Annotated in this window: 15 protein-coding genes; 5 read left to right on the top strand and 10 right to left on the bottom strand. The window is 46.4% G+C overall.

What is annotated here, in order from left to right; genetic code table 11:
• Positions 1–65: 65 nt before the first annotated feature.
• Positions 66–485 (top strand): GNAT family N-acetyltransferase, encoded by a 420-nt coding sequence (locus AYJ58_RS20365; RefSeq protein WP_106651498.1) that lies wholly within the window; start codon positions 66–68, stop codon positions 483–485.
• A gap of 52 nt (positions 486–537) precedes the next feature.
• Positions 538–780: a DUF4287 domain-containing protein gene (locus tag AYJ58_RS20360; RefSeq protein ID WP_071938503.1), complete on the top strand. Its 243-nt coding sequence runs from the start codon at positions 538–540 to the stop codon at positions 778–780.
• A 262-nt stretch (positions 781–1,042) separates the two neighbouring features.
• Here the strand turns inward: AYJ58_RS20360 and ahpF are convergent, their stop codons facing one another.
• The 4 genes from ahpF to AYJ58_RS20335 form a co-directional block, all read right to left on the bottom strand.
• Entirely contained in the window at positions 1,043–2,614 is a 1,572-nt protein-coding gene (gene ahpF / locus AYJ58_RS20350; RefSeq protein WP_106651496.1) for an alkyl hydroperoxide reductase subunit F, read from the bottom strand.
• Positions 2,615–2,777: 163 nt separating this feature from the next.
• Entirely contained in the window at positions 2,778–3,347 is a 570-nt protein-coding gene (gene ahpC / locus AYJ58_RS20345; RefSeq protein ID WP_063884140.1) for an alkyl hydroperoxide reductase subunit C, read from the bottom strand.
• A 387-nt stretch (positions 3,348–3,734) separates the two neighbouring features.
• Positions 3,735–5,267, bottom strand: a complete 1,533-nt coding sequence (locus tag AYJ58_RS20340) for a leucyl aminopeptidase (RefSeq protein WP_106651495.1) — start codon at positions 5,265–5,267, stop codon at positions 3,735–3,737.
• 89 nt (positions 5,268–5,356) lie between these two features.
• Positions 5,357–6,100 carry a spermidine synthase gene (locus AYJ58_RS20335; RefSeq protein ID WP_106651885.1) on the bottom strand — a complete coding sequence of 248 codons (744 nt, stop codon included), beginning with the start codon at positions 6,098–6,100 and terminating at the stop codon, positions 5,357–5,359.
• 106 nt (positions 6,101–6,206) lie between these two features.
• Between AYJ58_RS20335 and AYJ58_RS20330 the strand changes: the two genes are divergently transcribed.
• Together AYJ58_RS20330 and AYJ58_RS20325 are read left to right on the top strand one after the other, a co-directional pair.
• A complete protein-coding gene (locus AYJ58_RS20330) occupies positions 6,207–6,752 on the top strand; it encodes a mechanosensitive ion channel family protein (protein ID WP_106651494.1) in 546 nt (181 codons plus the stop codon).
• 233 nt (positions 6,753–6,985) lie between these two features.
• Positions 6,986–7,534: a DUF3332 domain-containing protein gene (locus tag AYJ58_RS20325; protein WP_106651493.1), complete on the top strand. Its 549-nt coding sequence runs from the start codon at positions 6,986–6,988 to the stop codon at positions 7,532–7,534.
• Positions 7,535–7,647: 113 nt separating this feature from the next.
• Here AYJ58_RS20325 and AYJ58_RS20320 read toward each other — a convergent pair whose 3' ends face one another.
• The 3 genes from AYJ58_RS20320 to AYJ58_RS20310 all read right to left on the bottom strand — a co-directional run bounded on the left by AYJ58_RS20320 (position 7,648) and on the right by AYJ58_RS20310 (position 11,936).
• Entirely contained in the window at positions 7,648–8,430 is a 783-nt protein-coding gene (locus tag AYJ58_RS20320; protein ID WP_106651492.1) for a PepSY domain-containing protein, read from the bottom strand.
• Positions 8,427–9,092 carry a peptidase gene (locus tag AYJ58_RS20315; protein WP_106651491.1) on the bottom strand — a complete coding sequence of 222 codons (666 nt, stop codon included), beginning with the start codon at positions 9,090–9,092 and terminating at the stop codon, positions 8,427–8,429. Before AYJ58_RS20315 ends, AYJ58_RS20320 begins: the two co-directional genes overlap by 4 nt.
• A gap of 129 nt (positions 9,093–9,221) precedes the next feature.
• Positions 9,222–11,936 (bottom strand): TonB-dependent receptor, encoded by a 2,715-nt coding sequence (locus tag AYJ58_RS20310; protein WP_106651490.1) that lies wholly within the window; start codon positions 11,934–11,936, stop codon positions 9,222–9,224.
• Positions 11,937–12,177: 241 nt separating this feature from the next.
• Here AYJ58_RS20310 and AYJ58_RS20305 point away from each other — a divergent pair, with 241 nt between their 5' ends.
• The gene (locus AYJ58_RS20305) at positions 12,178–12,582 is read left to right on the top strand and encodes a DUF1801 domain-containing protein (protein ID WP_106651489.1); all 405 of its coding nucleotides are present in this window, start codon (positions 12,178–12,180) and stop codon (positions 12,580–12,582) included.
• A gap of 125 nt (positions 12,583–12,707) precedes the next feature.
• Here the strand turns inward: AYJ58_RS20305 and AYJ58_RS20300 are convergent, their stop codons facing one another.
• The 3 genes from AYJ58_RS20300 to AYJ58_RS20290 all read right to left on the bottom strand — a co-directional run bounded on the left by AYJ58_RS20300 (position 12,708) and on the right by AYJ58_RS20290 (position 14,843).
• Positions 12,708–12,995 carry a hypothetical protein gene (locus AYJ58_RS20300; RefSeq protein WP_106651488.1) on the bottom strand — a complete coding sequence of 96 codons (288 nt, stop codon included), beginning with the start codon at positions 12,993–12,995 and terminating at the stop codon, positions 12,708–12,710.
• 51 nt (positions 12,996–13,046) lie between these two features.
• On the bottom strand, positions 13,047–13,784 hold the full coding sequence (locus AYJ58_RS20295) for a dienelactone hydrolase family protein (RefSeq protein WP_106651487.1): 738 nt from the start codon (positions 13,782–13,784) through the stop codon (positions 13,047–13,049).
• A gap of 69 nt (positions 13,785–13,853) precedes the next feature.
• A complete protein-coding gene (locus tag AYJ58_RS20290) occupies positions 13,854–14,843 on the bottom strand; it encodes a 2-hydroxyacid dehydrogenase (protein ID WP_106651486.1) in 990 nt (329 codons plus the stop codon).
• Positions 14,844–14,849 lie beyond the last annotated feature (6 nt).

The following is a 14,849-nucleotide window of genomic DNA, read 5'->3' as shown; positions in this document are numbered from 1 at the left end:
TATGAGTGCGAAAAAAGCCTAAGTTAAATTAATAAGTCGTGCTTATAACAATATTGGGACGAAAAATGGAATACAGAGTCAGCACAGAGCAATCGGAAATGGATTTTGAGGTTATTCATGGCTTTATCAGTAACAGTTATTGGGCGCAGGGCATGCCAAAGGCATTGCTGCGTAAAGCGTTAGCCAATAGCCTGTGTTTTGCTGTACTTGATGATGAAGCTAAACAAGTAGCCTTTGGCCGCTTAATCACAGATAAAGCCACGTTTGCTTACCTTGCCGATGTGTTTGTACTTGAGTCGCACCGTGGTTTAGGCTTAAGCAAGTTGATGATGGCAGCAATTATGGAACATCCTGAACTGCAAGGACTTAGGCGGATAATGCTCGCCACCCGCGATGCCCATGGACTCTACGCCCAGTTTGGTTTCAACGCGGTCGATACGCCTGAAACCTTAATGCAAATTCGGTTAGAGAATCCCTACCTTTAGGCTAGATTTTATTGAAGTAAACTCTAAAAATATCAAGATAAGGACATCTGTTATGACAGGAAAAACTCAGCCGACGACAGTAGCCGATAGCGTAAAAGTGAAAGGCCCCGCATCTTATTTCCCTTCTATCGAGAAAACCTATGGTCAGCCGATCGCCCACTGGCTAACGCTTTTGCAAGGTCTTGAAGGTAAAAAACATATGGAAATGGTGGCTTGGCTTAAGCGTGAGCACCAACTCGGTCATGGGCACGCCAATGCGCTGGTGGCGTATTTTATTAACGAAAAAAGTCGATAGCGGTACTTAGCATGACACAATTACAATATGCCTATTTTGCCAGTTTTATGGTTTCTTCCGCTTTTTTGAATTGGTTACTTGAGGGGCAAGTGCCTTGGGTACGGCTACTTTGCTTAATCTTGTTGCTTTCAACCTTCGTATTTGCCAGTTTATTCCATAGTTTAAAGCGTTCGATAAACTCACAAGACTCGAAATAAATACTATTAAAAACAAGAAGCCAGCTTGCGCTGGCTTCTTAGTTTATGCGGTTAATGTTTTACTATTATGCTGCTTTGGTATCGCTAATTTCTTCATCGCTGTGGCGAATGAGGTAATCAAATGCACCCAGTGATGCGGTCGCGCCGCTGCCCATGGCAATGATAATTTGCTTGAACGGTGAGTTAGTGACATCACCTGCGGCAAAAATACCTGGGACTGAGGTTTGGCCGCGCTCATCGACTATGATCTCGCCCCTTGGGGTTAAATCGATAGTGTCCTTTAACCATTCCGCATTCGGCACTAGCCCAATTTGCACAAAGATACCTGCAAGTGCGACATGGTGACTCTCGCCAGTGGCTCTGTCGGTGTAGTTCAGGCCATTAACCCGAGTACCATCGCCAGTCACTTCTGTGGTCATGGCCTGGGTAATGATTTTAATGTTACCCATAGACGCCGCTTTACGTTGCAGCACATCGTCGGCGCGCAGGGTTTTATCAAATTCCAGCACAGTCACATGTTCTACTATGTTGGCAAGATCGATAGCCGCTTCGATACCTGAGTTACCGCCGCCGATCACTGCAACACGTTTGCCCTTAAATAACGGACCATCGCAATGTGGGCAGTAAGCAACACCTTTGCCGCGGTATTCTTTCTCGCCGGGGACGTTCATTTCACGCCAGCGGGCACCTGTGGCTAACAATACGGTGCGGCTACGTAATTTAGCGCCGCTGGCCAGTTCAAGTTCGAACAAACCGTCAGTCGTCAATGACACGGCTTTTTGGTTGTCCATGATATCGACTTCGTAGTCTCGTACATGGGCTTCAAGGTTTGCCACTAGCTTTGGACCTTCGGTCGCTTTGACCGAAATAAAGTTCTCGATACCGACGGTTTCAGCGACTTGGCCGCCAAACTTGTCGGCAACAATACCAGTGCGAAGGCCTTTACGTGCTGCATAAATAGCGGCCGCTGCACCGGCTGGGCCGCCGCCCACCACTAAAACTTCGAATGGGGCTTTTTCATTGATTTCATCTGCCTTGCGGCTTGCGGCATTGGTATCCAACTTATTTAAAATCTCACCAATGCTGATACGGCCAGCAGCAAACACTTCGCCATTTAAGTAGACAGAAGGCACGGCCATAATGTTACGGCTCGCCACTTCGTCTTGGAACAGGGCGCCGTCGATCATCACGTTGGTGATATTCGGGTTAATCGCCGCCATCATGTTCAGTGCCTGTACTACGTCTGGGCAGTTTTGGCAGGTCAGTGAGACATAGGTTTCAAAGGCATATTTGCCCGGCAGATTGCGGATCTGCTCGATAATGTCATCGCTGAGTTTGATTGGGTGTCCACCCGTGTGCAGTAAGGCCAACACAAGTGAGGTAAATTCGTGACCCATAGGCAGACCCGCAAAGCTGATTTGCGTATTAAGTTGTGGGTTTATCACTGTCATCGCCGGGGTGCGTTTGCCCTGAGTTTCTTTCAGGCTCACCAGAGAAGATAGGCTGACAATGTCTTGCGCTAAGCTTTTTAATTCTTGAGACTTTTTGCTCTCATCTGCAGACACGACAAGTTCAACTGGTCTCTTGAGGTTTTGCAGATAGGTTTGCAGTTGATTTTTTAAATTCGCATCTAACATGTGATGACTCCAAAATCGCGTAAAAGGGATAGGTAAGGGGGCCAGTCTAGGCCCTTGCAGGGGCGGGCTTAATCCTTTGCTGCGTGGCGCTACAACTGTGTTGGTTGTAACGCCAATCAGCTTGGGACGCTAGACTGGCGGGGTTGACGCTTTGCAGGCTAAATTAGATTTTGCCAACTAGGTCTAAAGACGGTGCTAATGTGTCGTCACCTGGTTGCCATTTAGCTGGGCAAACTTCACCATCGTGAGTCGCAACATATTGAGCAGCTTGAATTTTACGAACAAGCTCTTGAGCGCTACGGCCTATGCCTAAATCGTGAACTTCGCTGACCTTGATTTGGCCTTCTGGGTTAATCACAAAAGTACCACGCAGTGCTAAACCGTCTTCTTCAATCATCACGCCGAAGTTACGGCTGATAGTGCCTGTTGGGTCAGCCAGCATTGGGAAGTTGATCTTCTTGATGGTGTCTGACGTGTCATGCCATGCTTTGTGAGTGAAGTGAGTGTCAGTTGATACTGAGTAAACTTCAACACCCATGCCTTGCAGTTTTTCATAGTGATCAGCCATGTCGCCTAATTCAGTTGGGCAAACAAAGGTAAAATCTGCTGGGTAGAAGAACACAACTGACCATTTACCTAACAGGTCTTGTTCCGTTACTGGAACGAATTCACCATTGTGATAGGCAGTGGCTTTGAATGGTTTGATTGTGCTGTTGATAATTGATTGAGTCATTTTATGCTTCCATTGAGTTGATGATTGCTTAAGTTCATAACAGGACATTTGCTTGCGTCCTGTCGATGTGAAGCATATTACCGACTCGCATTAAATTAAGATAACGGATAAAAACTATTATCCTAATCGATTTAATCGAACTGTAATGCGAGAAGGTCAGACCCAATCGTTTTTTCCACTGCAGCTGCGGGTTTGGCGTGATTGGAATTGGATCTGGATTGTAGACGATGACTTTTCGGTGAATGGATTGAGCTAAATTTCGGGCATAAAAAAGGGATATCAGTGATATCCCTTTAAGCATAAACTCAGTTAAAACAAAATTTTAGAGAACCTAGAACCTAGAACCTAGAACCTAGAACCTAGAACCTAGAACCTAGAACCTAGAACCTAGTTTTTCTTAGGCTGAGTTAACCAAGTGCTGAGTAAGCGTACGCCGTAACCTGTGGCGCCCGCAGGCACAACGGCGGTATCGGTGGCGGTCAAGGCATTACCCGCGATATCGAGATGCGCCCAAGGCTGTTCGCCCGCAAAGCGTTTTAAGAACATGGCCGCAGAGGAAGCGCCTGCGCTACCTTCTTTACCCGTATTTTTCAGATCCGCGATCGTAGACTTAAGCTCATCATCGTAGGCTTGATCTAAGGGTAGACGCCACACTTTCTCGCCAACCTGTTGTCCCGCATAGGTTAACTGTTGAACCAAGGTCTCAGAGTCGGTAAATAATCCCGCATACACGCTGCCGAGTGCGCCAACTTTGGAGCCCGTTAAGGTCGCGACATCGACAATAATAGAAGGTTTATAGTTTTCTCTGGCGTACCAGAGCCCATCGGCCAGCACTAAGCGACCTTCGGCATCGGTATTAAGCACTTCAACGGTGAGCCCTTGGGCTGTTTTAATCACGTCCCCTGGGATCATCGCGTGGCCAGAGACCATGTTCTCCGCCATCGGCATAATCGCCACTAGGTTGATTGGCGCCTTTTGCAGTGCCATGGCTTTAACTGTGCCAAGCACAGTGGCTGCGCCCGCCATATCTGACTTCATTCGCGCGATTGAAGTGCCCGTCGCCTTAATGTTGTAACCGCCTGAGTCGAAGGTGATACCTTTACCGACCAGTGCGATTGGCGCGTCTTTGCTGCCCGGCCAATGGGCAACCACTAATTTTGGTGGGCGTTCGCTGCCTTTACCGACTGCTGCTAAGGCGCCCAGTTGTAGGCGTTCAATATCTTTGGCTTCTAATACTGTGACTTTAACGCCGAGGGATTTGAGTTTTCTCGCCTCATTGGCAAAGCTGTCGGGATACATAATGCCCGCGGGCGCGTTGGTGAGATCGCGTGCTAAAAACACACCTGCTTCAACCGCTTGCAGATTTTTATGGTGTTTCTGGTTGCCACTTAAATCATCAACGGCGATTTGGTAGTTCTTCTCGGCGCGGGTATTCGCCTTGAACTGAGTGTAACGATAGCTGCGCAGTTCAATACCGTGGGCCAGCTCTGAGGCAAATAACGGCGCGGCCGTTAAACCTTGGGTAAGCACACGCACTGTGGCTTGGGGAACCGTATCGAGTTTGGCTGCAACATTACCGCCGATTGTATTAATGTCGCCGGGTGTTAAGGTTTTTGCATCGCCAATACCGACCAATAAAACCCGCTTAGCATCGATTTCGCTGGGTACTAAAATCTCAAGGATTTCACCTTGCTTACCGGAAAAGCTGTTATCAGCTGTCGCTAGGTTTAATTGGTCTTGGGTCGACTGAGGTAAAAAATCGATCCCATAGGTGGTAGCATCAGCGCTTTGGAATAGCACTAATGTATCTGAATTCAGTGAACTACGAGTGTCAAAACTAAAAATCTCGGCGTTAGCATTGAGAGAGTTAAGGCACGCCAGAGCCATAACGCTTAACATAAATTTGTGCTTATTTTTCATGGTGACAGCTCATATCATGGGAGTGTGAGAAGAATATCAAAGCTCAGCCTTAGGGTTAACTAATTTAAGCTATTTTGCTGATATTAATATTAAATCCAAGGCCCAAAGCGTGTCAGTGATCGCTCAAGGGCAAAATCCAATTGTTGCGACAAAGTTTGAGCCTGACTTTTCAGGGCTGAGGTGCCTAAAAGTTGTGGCGATTGGCTGGCAAATATCACCCAATTACCGCCACCAGTGAGGCAAGCATTCACATGGGCAAAGTGCTGTTGTAAGTCAGCCAACAACTCGCGATTTTGGCTATGTTCTTTCCAGCAGTTCAGCACTAAATAACCGTTGGGTTTGATAAGGTTAGTGCATTGCTCAAGGAATACTGGTGAAAGCTGCCCGGTTTCAACACCTTTGGCTGTGTAGATATCGGCAAAAATCACATCGACTTTTTTATGATCGCCTGTGGCCAAAAAGGCGATGGCATCATCATTGATAAGATTGAGCTTTTTACCTATCGGCAGCTGAAAATAGCGCTTAGCTAACTCAATCACCGCGGGGCGTAATTCCACTGCCGTTAACTTTATTGCCGCGTCGAAATTACGTAGAGAGTGAATAATCGAGCCGCCACCTAAGCCTAAGACAATGGCGCTCTTGGGCTTACAAAACAGTAAAACCAACAACATGGCTTGCACATAAGTGTGCTGGGGAATATGGGGTGCCGCCTTGAGGATTTTACTCTGCTCGTCGTTGTCCCCAAAGGACAGGATCCGTGAGTCGTCGTAATCGATTACGCGAATTGGGCCTAGTGCGTCTTGGGTTTCATGTAAGAGGGTAGAATCGGCCATATTGGGTTTATTACTCGGTTTCGCTGCTTGGCTCGCTTGCACAGGCTATAACTGCTCGCGCAAAAAAGTTAGAATTCAGACAGTTTTAGTTAATTGAGCCGCTATTATGACAAATCAAATCCTGCTTGCCTGTATTTATCTTGCAGTGTTTATCTTTTTACAGCGCGCCTTAACCCATTGGGTGAGAAAACTGGCGCAAATGAAGCAAGTGAGTGTGGCGCGGACCAGTTTAGTCACTCGTTTTATCTCTTATGTGATGTTTTTTATTACTCTGTCATTGATGGCGGTCTCGCTCGGGCTGGGCTATCAGGATGTGTCGCTATTTGTGTCATCCGCCTTCGCTGTGATGGGCGTAGCATTAGTGGCTCAGTGGTCGATATTGAGTAACTTAACTGCAGGCGTGCTGATCTTTTTCGTGTTCCCTTATCGTATCGGCGAGCGCATTCGAGTCGTGGATAAGGATGAAGATATTAGCGGTGTGATTATCGAAATCGCGTTATTCCATGTGCTAATCCACCGCGATAACGGCGATACCATTACTTATCCCAATAACTTAATGCTGCAAAAGGCAGTGTTAAAGCTGGCCGATCAAACGCCCTTAGCCGAACGTCAGGCGTTACTCGAAGGCAAGAAGAAGTTTGATCCTGAGTAGTTTGGCTAGCTGCGCAGTGCTACATTGATTATCAAACTGTTGTGAGTGATTGCTGGGGCTCTTAATCCTATTATCTTCTCATTATGTTTGCTTGCTTACTGAGTGTTTACTAACAAATACAGGGGGTTTTATTACATGCCAGGCTGTTTTTTTACCTCATACTGTGCTTGAACGCACGGTTTAGTTATTCACTCTGCTTAGACTTCGCCCTTTTGTTTTTAAGGGATAATTCAATGAAATCTAAACTTCTAGCTGTGACTATCGCGGCGGTATTAACGACTCAATTAACGGCCTGTATGGGGCAAATGGGTTTAAGCCAAATGGTGACTAAGGGAAATTTAAGTGCAGTGGATAACCGTTATGGTCGTGCTGGGCTGTTTATTCTATTGAGCCCGATTTATGGCATTGCGGCTACAGGCGATTTGTTTATCGTGAATACTATCGAGTTTTGGACGGGTAAAAATCCCATTACCGATAAATCTCCTGCCGTGGTAGATATGCCCGTCGATGCTATTTTCAAGCTTAACCCTCATGTAAGTGATGAGCTAAAGTCAGCCCCTGTAAAACTCACACAGGCACAAATTACCTATCCTGATGAACAAACCGTCGCTATGACCTTAGCCTATGAAGACGGCAGCACTCAGTTATTAGCGGGCCGTAAATCCGGTGATGATGTAGATTTTTTTCTTGATGATATTTTTATTGCCCGTGTTAGCAATCAAGAATTAGTTGCCTATAGCGAAAGTCGCTTGCTGGATGCTGAAGTAAACCCTGCAGCATAAGGCGATTAGCTGAAGCCCAATTTGTTATTGGGTATCAAAATTAGCGAATTTATTCCAGCCCCTCAATAGGGGCTTTATTCTCCATAGGCCAATGTAATACCGTATTTAGCCATTTAACTAATACTAAATCGATAGCGCTTGAGTACCAGATTCTCAACAACCCAATACAGGCCTGATAGGGATAACAACAAGGTCAGTATGCCAAACAGCCAGCTAAAGGGGTTGTTGAAGCTGCCTTGATTGAGGTAATCCATAAAGTGCAATTTAAACATCAAGTCGGCGATGTCTGTGTGGTCATTTTTATGGCCAACTAATTCACCATTAACCGCATTGATGTAAATCCGCGTCGACAGCTCATCATCCATAGCTATTTGCCACAGTGAATTGCACTGGGATGGCCACTCGCTAATGGGGGCAGAAATTTGCTTAACTTGAGTAATCTTGCCTGGCCCGGAGTAACTTTCAAGCGCCAGTTGTTGTGCGCTTTGTTTATCAATGAGTAAGACATTGCCTGTATAGGCATCAATCAAGGTTTGCTGCTGGCACTGGTGTGCATAGCGCTGCACCTTGGCATCGAGTACATATACGGGTTGACCTGCGAGCGCCACTAATGTCAGGCTTTCAACCTGAGTGTGCTTAGCCAATAAGGGGGCGATATCCACGAGCTTTTTTGGTTCAAACGCTTGCCTTTGCGGCTCAGGATGATGGCTCTGTTGGTACTCCATTCCCTTGAGTTCATCATGGGGCGTCAAATTGAAATAGACCCCAGTAACCAGCCAAAGTAGCAGTTGAATGCTAACTATGGCACCGAGCCAATAGTGGGCGATTTTTACCCAGCGTTTGAAGCGTTTGCTGTGAGGCTTAGGCTTATGTTTAGGTTTAAGTTTCGGCATCATCTCAGATACTTCCTTCTGCGTTGCCACAGTAAAACAAAGCCGGCTAACACAGCCACAATAGAGATTAGAGCCGTAGTCAGCAGCAGAAGATTGTCTATGGCTTCTCCTTCGTCGTAATCCATAATGTGCCATTTCCAAAAGAGATCGAATAAACGCCAATAGTCATGTCTGCGCGTGACTAACTCACCCGTTGTCGCTGACAGGTAAAGGCTTGTAGCAGCGCTATCGTTAAAATCCATTCTCCAAACTGGTAGGTATCGCGGCGCTAATTCCGCAGGGGCGATATCGGTGAGCAGGGTTGCACTAACAAGCTTAGCCTCGACGGCTAAAGACCCGTGATGCTGATAGTTTGAAGCGATTATTCGGGCTTGTTTCTCCGTTATTGAAGGCAATAACTCACCCGAATCTGCATTAACGAGAATGGATTTATCGTTCAGTTTAATTCGGTAGTATAGGGTATCAGTGACTGAGGTTAACGCGATTGCTTGAGCCTTAGGGAAACGTTCATAAACCGCTGCCATTGGGTAATGGATCTTGCTGGGATCGATATGTTTTATGTCTTGCACTTTAATATGATCGCCACGGATAAACCCAAGATCCATTAAGACAAAATAGCTGCCGGTGACTGACCAGATCCCAATTGGTAGCACGAGCAATAGCATCAACCATCGGTGCAGAAAGTGTGCCGATGAGGCTCGTTTAAGTGTGTTAACCCGCTTCAAATTGATGACTCACCTTTTATTTAATTTAGCCAGCTTGCTTAAGGGGATTGCCCCCTTAAGCCCAAAGCATTACAGAACCCATTTCATCCCGACATAGTAACGACGTCCCATTAGGTCGTACGTCATAGTGTTGGTATTCCCGTCGGTAAAGCTTTGATGATATGGCGCTGGTTTGTCGAACAGATTATCGATGCCTGCCGTTAAGGCGATGTTGTTGTCCATTTGATAATGAACCTGTGCGTTATGGTAAGTGAGTGCATCAACTGAGTCACCTATCTCTGCGGCATTGGCATATTGATCATCCGCCGCGCCAATATACTGAATGTTGTAGCTAAAGCGCCAATTGTCATTCGTGATATCAAAATAGAGGTTTGAGCGCCATTTGGTGTAGCTACCATCATAACCAATGGTGCCAGCTCGTGATTCAATGGGGGCGCCAGCGTAGGTTTGTAGATCGTATTGATCTAAATAGCTCAGCTCCCAAGTCGTATTCGTCACTAAGCCTGCAATCTCTTTCTGGTAAAACATCGCCATATCAACACCCGAAACCACCTCATTGGCGGCGTTACCCAGTTGTGTTTGTAAATAGGTGATGTTGCCTGTCATTGCGTCTCGCACAAAGTGCTCGTCGCTACAGAAAGGATGCGTCATCCCTTTGCTGTCGTAACAGGCGGCTAATTTGCTCGAACCATTGACTGAGTTAATGGCGTTATTAATCTCTATCTTGTAGTAATCGAGCGTGATATTGAGCCCTTCAATAAACCCCAGATCCCAAACAAAGCCGGCTGTAAAGGTATTGGCTTCTTCTGGTTCAAGTTCAGCATTGCCACCACGGTCGGTTAATATTGTGCCTTCTTGCTTATAATTCGTTGGCACGTTTGATGCCATACAATTAGCGTATCGATTCGAGCTAGGGTCGAGCTTAACCCACTCGCTACAAGGATCTGTGGTATTCATGGAGCCTTGATCTATGCCGCCAAACAACTCAGGAATATTCGGTACTCTGAATGCCGTAGATTGGGTGGCCCGCAGCGTCACTGCGTCATTGATGACCCACAGTAGCCCCATTTTATAATTGGTATCGCCACCGAAGGTATCAAAATAGGAATATCGCAACGCCGCAGTTAATTCGACCGACTTGGCAAAGGGCAGGCCGCTTAACATAGGTAACAAGGCTTCAAGATAGATTTCGTCGGCAGTGTAACGACCATCAATCGGTTCTTGCTGGGCTGTGTTTGCTTCACCACTGATTTTAAGTGGGTCAGGATCATTCCATCCTTTCTCGTTTCTGTGCTCTAGTCCTGCGGCAAAACTCATCATGCCCGCGGGTAACTGCCATAGATCGCCCGTGATATTCGTTGTTAGGCTAAACTGCTCATTGCCGCCGCTATCACGCATATTAAACAGGAAATAGTCCAGCATTTCAGGTGTGAGTGAGCCAGCTCCCCAAAAGTCTGCGCAGGGGACATTGGGAGCAAGATTACAACTGCTATAGTCTTTCGCCTCGGCAAGACGAGCCTTATTAATGACATTGGTCACTTCATAGGAACCACGGTTACTGCCGAAGTTAACCGCAGCATCCCATTGCCAACCGTTGTCTAAATCCCCTCTAAAACCTGTCACCAAGCGCCAAGTATCCGCTTGAATATTAAATTGTCGGGGAGCTTCTGCCAGTCTACGGCTCTGGAGCAGAACGTCTGCATCGGTCGGGTTTGACTCATGCCAAGCAGGAATGACTATTCCAGACACCGATTGCGGGGTAGCGGGTAATTGTGAGCGACGGTGAGTGTACATAGCTTCAGCAAACACTTGGCTGCTTGCCGTTAAGTCATATTCACCGTAGGCAAACAGATTGACTCGCTCGTTAGGTTGAACCGCATTAAAATACTGATAAGTATTGTCTTTATGGCTGTTTGTGTAAGGGGCGCTTCCTGTTGGTAAAAGCATTAACGGATCGCCGATTGGATTGCCATTGGTATCAATGAAATGGCCTCTGCCTCCCGGCAGCGCCGAGCTACCGCCACACACTAGCTCACCATTCACTTCCTCAAGCGGACAAGGTGCGCGACTCAGCATATCGATGGCTTGGGTTTTATCGTAACTCATCGCCATATATCCACTGCCACGCTCACCGATATGACCGAGGGCAAGGTCGAGCTTGTACTGTTCACCATCGTTTTGCTCGGTTATGCCCGTTCGCGCTTGAAACTCAACTCCATCGATTTGTTGCCGAGTGATAATATTGACCACGCCTGCAACCGCGTCGGCACCATAAATGGCGGATGCACCATCTTTTAATACCTCGATTCGTTCAACCACGCTAATGGGAATAGTATTAAGATCAACGGAGGAGTTTGCCCCAGTGCCACTGTTCAGCATACGTCGACCATTGAGCAGTACGAGTGTGCGATTCACCCCTAATCCGCGCAGGTTAACTTGGGTTGAACCATAGCCGCCTTCAGTCCAATAGGCATTCGTTTGATTACCCGCAAACCCCGCAGAGGCTGTCATTCTTTGTAGTAATATCTCAACTGAGGTGGCACCGGTTTTCTCGATATCTTGCGCGGTAAAAACGGTCATAGGCGCGGTGGAGGCCATCTCTTCCCTTTGAATTCGGCTCCCTGTAATGGCTATTCTTTCGATGGTAGTGGGAGTCGATACTTGAGGTTTAATTGCAGATGCTGGCAACATTGCTTCAGTTTCGGCTTCGGCTGCTATCCCTGAAAAAGTGGCCATGCTGGCTAGGGTTATTGCCATTGAAGTCATTACTGCGGAGCGGGTCATGATAAGCCTATGAAAGGTCTGTTTAAATAATGGTATGTTTTATATAGGATTAAGTGGGTATCTCAATAAAAACTCAACGACCTGCGACACTGTGTCACACCCCTAATGCGCGGTTTATAATAAAGTGCTGATATAATCGCCGCTCACTAAAGGTTTGGAAGTTCAACCATGTGGGCCCGCAGCGTGTTTTTTGTTTTACAGATATGATGATTCGGCATGGTGTAAATGGGAGGATAAGAGCATGCAAGCGCAAGTGCAGAACAAGTTTGAACGCTATCCTGAGCATATAACACCCTTGCTATTACGGATCCGAACTTTGGTTTTTACAATTGCCGCAGCGCAGGATTTAGGTGCGGTGGAAGAAAGCTTAAAATGGGGCGAGCCGAGTTATTCAGTTAAAAATGGCAGCACAGTAAGATTTGATTGGAAGCCTAAATATCCCGAACAATACTGCCTATTCTTTAATTGTAAAACTAAGCTGGTTGATACATTTCGAGAGCTACATTCCCATGCGCTGCAGTTTGAAGGGAATCGAGCCATAGTGTTAAGTATCCATGATCCTCTGCCCATAACTGCAATTTCCCAATGTATTGAATTATCGTTGAAATACAAAAGTATCAAACATCTACCTTTACTAGGTGCTTAGTTTCATTAAATAAAAAGATGATGAATCACTAAAACCATAATGTTTGTTAAGGTTATTAGTGATTCATTTGATTTGAACAATTCTAAACGTATGTTGTTAGCTGCATTCTAGACAACCACTAAATGCTATTTTAATGATGCGATAAAGGCTTCTGACTTTTGGCGGTAGGATTCTTCAAATGCAATGATAGCCGCTATGATACCTGAGCCAAAAAGTACTTGCAGAGAGGGGATAAGAGTCGCTATGCCCACAGTCGACCAAAAGTTCAGACCAAATCCACGTGTCATCCAAAACTGACTCGCGAGGCCAATTAATGAAAGCGCGACGGCTAACAACGAAACAACGGTTGTTACTCGGATAATCATTAATAGTAACGCTAAGTTTTTTGAGGATAAATTTTTATAGGGTTTCATTTTTCTACTCTTTCCTTAAGTATGTAATATCTTATATGTTTGATTTATGAACTAGCGCAGCACCCTGTGAAAAAACGCTACCGCTTGCAGGTACATTTGCAGCGCTAAAGCGGGATCGTAGCGTTCGCCTTCATCACGCATAAAGGCGTGTTGGGCGTTAACTTCAAGCCAAGTGAAATTACGGTTCAGCGCCATTAATTGCTGGTGGATTAACACTCGACCTTCCGCTGATACATGGGGATCATGCTTGCCGAACACTAACACTAATTCCCCTTGAATATCACCGCTGCGGCTCAGTGAGTCATTGCCGTAGGCGCAGGGCAGGGTGTTGGAATGAATGTCAGTTGGATAGAGGCAAAATGCCCCTAAAATAGCAGGATTAAGTGCGGCGCGGTAGGCTAAGTGGCCGCCGATACACACGCCCATGCTACCGACTTTGCCATTGCAGTAAGCTTGTTGATGTACAAAATCGACTAATGCTTGGGTATCGCTGTCGTGGTGCTCTAAAGGTTTTGCAAATTTATCGGCGTTACCTTTGTCTTTACCCGGTTCATCGTAGGCGAGCACTGTGCCTAAAGGATTGAGTTCATGAAACACTTCCGGCACAAATACCACAAAACCGTGGCCAGCAAGGATTGTTGCAGCGCGTGCAATAGGTGCCGTTTGCTGAAAAATTTCGGAATAAAAGATGATGCTTTGGAATTGCCCCTGTGCTTCTGGGCGGTAGATATAAGTGCGCATTAGCCCTGAAGGCGTGGAGATATCCTGAGTTTCCTGAGTGACTAGCATATTGAGGTTCTCTCTGTGAGGCTTCAAACGTTGAAGCCTCACTGTAGCAGTCAGGATTTTATCTGTCAGTTAAAACAATTCGTTACCTGAGAGTTCCCCTGCACATAACGCTTTTACATTGCTCAAGGTTGTTTGGGCGATGGCGCCTAAGGCTTCTTCAGTGAGGAAGGCTTGGTGACCCGTGAAAATTACGTTATGGCAGGCAGATAATCGACGGAATACATCGTCTTGAATGATCTCATTCGATTTATCTTCGAAGAATAAACCTTTTTCGTTTTCGTACACATCGAGTCCGAGTGAACCGATTTGGCCGAGTTTTAAGGCTTCCATCGCATCGAAGGCATTGAGTAAGCCACCGCGACTGGTGTTGATCACCATGACACCGGGTTTCATCTTGGCGAAGCTGGCTTGGTTGAGCAAATGGCGGTTATCGGCCGTGAGCGGGCAATGCAAACTGATGATATCGCTGTTGGCATAAATAAAATCGAGATCTTGATATTCCACATTCAGCGCGACAACCGCTGGATTGATAAAGGGATCGTAGGCGATGACTTTACAGCCAAAACCGAGCAAGACTTTAATGGTGGCCACGCCGATTTTACCCGTACCAATCACGCCGACGGTTTTGCCGAACATGTTAAAACCGACTAAACCTTCGAGGGAGAAGTTGGCATCGCGGGTACGTTGGTAAGCTTTGTGGATTTTGCGGTTTAGCGTCAACATCAGCGCGACTGTGTGTTCGGCCACGGATTCAGGAGAATAAGCTGGTACGTTAACGACTTGCATGCCTAAGCGTTTAGCGGCGACTAAGTCGACATTGTTAAAACCTGCGCAGCGCATGGCGATGATTTTTGTACCGCCATTGGCGAGTTCAACGAGGACTTCTTCGCAGAGTGAATCGTTAACGAAGGCGCAGACGATTTCAAACCCTTCAGCAAGTTTCACCGTTTGCATGCAGAGGCGATAATCGAAATACTCAATTTGTGCACCAAACGCGGCATTTGTGCGGTTAAAATGCTGCATGTCGTAATGTTTTGCGCTAAAGAATCCAATTCTCATTTCAGT

This window comes from Shewanella sp. Pdp11 (assembly GCF_002838165.1).
Classification (GTDB): Bacteria; Pseudomonadota; Gammaproteobacteria; order Enterobacterales; family Shewanellaceae; genus Shewanella; species Shewanella hafniensis.
This window is presented reverse-complemented; position numbering and strand designations above follow the sequence as displayed.

Bases quoted from the DNA above. Each gene is read 5' to 3' on its own strand.
- AYJ58_RS20315 (WP_106651491.1), bottom strand. From the start codon at position 9,092: ATGCTATTGCTCGTGCTACCAATTGGGATCTGGTCAGTCACCGGCAGC.
- AYJ58_RS20325 (WP_106651493.1), top strand. From the start codon at position 6,986: ATGAAATCTAAACTTCTAGCTGTGACTATCGCGGCGGTATTAACGACT.
- AYJ58_RS20360 (WP_071938503.1), top strand. From the start codon at position 538: ATGACAGGAAAAACTCAGCCGACGACAGTAGCCGATAGCGTAAAAGTG.
- ahpF (WP_106651496.1), bottom strand. From the start codon at position 2,614: ATGTTAGATGCGAATTTAAAAAATCAACTGCAAACCTATCTGCAAAAC.
- AYJ58_RS20340 (WP_106651495.1), bottom strand. From the start codon at position 5,267: ATGAAAAATAAGCACAAATTTATGTTAAGCGTTATGGCTCTGGCGTGC.
- AYJ58_RS20300 (WP_106651488.1), bottom strand. From the start codon at position 12,995: ATGAAACCCTATAAAAATTTATCCTCAAAAAACTTAGCGTTACTATTA.
- AYJ58_RS20320 (WP_106651492.1), bottom strand. From the start codon at position 8,430: ATGATGCCGAAACTTAAACCTAAACATAAGCCTAAGCCTCACAGCAAA.
- AYJ58_RS20305 (WP_106651489.1), top strand. From the start codon at position 12,178: ATGCAAGCGCAAGTGCAGAACAAGTTTGAACGCTATCCTGAGCATATA.
- ahpC (WP_063884140.1), bottom strand. From the start codon at position 3,347: ATGACTCAATCAATTATCAACAGCACAATCAAACCATTCAAAGCCACT.
- AYJ58_RS20335 (WP_106651885.1), bottom strand. From the start codon at position 6,100: ATGGCCGATTCTACCCTCTTACATGAAACCCAAGACGCACTAGGCCCA.
- AYJ58_RS20295 (WP_106651487.1), bottom strand. From the start codon at position 13,784: ATGCTAGTCACTCAGGAAACTCAGGATATCTCCACGCCTTCAGGGCTA.
- AYJ58_RS20365 (WP_106651498.1), top strand. From the start codon at position 66: ATGGAATACAGAGTCAGCACAGAGCAATCGGAAATGGATTTTGAGGTT.
- AYJ58_RS20310 (WP_106651490.1), bottom strand. From the start codon at position 11,936: ATGACCCGCTCCGCAGTAATGACTTCAATGGCAATAACCCTAGCCAGC.
- AYJ58_RS20290 (WP_106651486.1), bottom strand. From the start codon at position 14,843: ATGAGAATTGGATTCTTTAGCGCAAAACATTACGACATGCAGCATTTT.
- AYJ58_RS20330 (WP_106651494.1), top strand. From the start codon at position 6,207: ATGACAAATCAAATCCTGCTTGCCTGTATTTATCTTGCAGTGTTTATC.